The organism is Plebeiibacterium sediminum (genome assembly GCF_026013605.1).
In the GTDB taxonomy this organism is placed as follows: Bacteria; Bacteroidota; Bacteroidia; order Bacteroidales; family Marinilabiliaceae; genus Saccharicrinis; species Saccharicrinis sediminus.
The window spans coordinates 1-503 of sequence record NZ_JAPDPJ010000301.1 but is presented as its reverse complement, the minus strand read 5'-3'; the positions used below and the strand labels follow the sequence as shown (position 1 = coordinate 503).

General features: G+C 28.0%; 1 protein-coding gene. It reads left to right on the top strand.

Annotated elements, in window-relative coordinates:
• Positions 1-260, top strand: a 260-nt coding sequence (locus OM075_RS25555) for a glycoside hydrolase domain-containing protein (protein WP_301193384.1), incomplete at its 5' end; no start/stop codon positions are given.
• Positions 261-503: the final 243 nt, after the last annotated feature.

Sequence of the window (503 nt, the reverse complement as noted above, 5' to 3'; positions counted from 1 at the left end):
CAGGAGAAATGTCATCATGGTATGTGTTAAATGCCATTGGTTTATACACCTATTCACCAGCCGATCCTGAATATATTATTACTGTTCCTAAATTTGAGAATACAGAATTTAACCTGAGAGATCAATCTTTCAGGATTAAAAGAATTGGAGAGGGTGAAGAGATCACACGAATTACTTATGGTTGTAAAACTATCGATGGTTATTTTATTACACATGAGCAATTACAACAGGGCAAAGAATTGGTGATAAATACGAAATAAAAGAAATGTTCAAAAAGGAAAGTGTCATTATAAAAGTTAAATACTTACCTAATTTTCCCATTAATCTGGAAGATATATTAAAATAGGATTAGCTTGTGGTATTAAACATTCTATTCTAATTTAATGAGCTAAAGTTAATATCAATAATTACTAGTGATGCGTTAACTTTTAAAAATATTTTGCAAACAATTATATTTCAATACAATATAAACGTTCTTTGATTTTTTGATTTGATTTGACTTT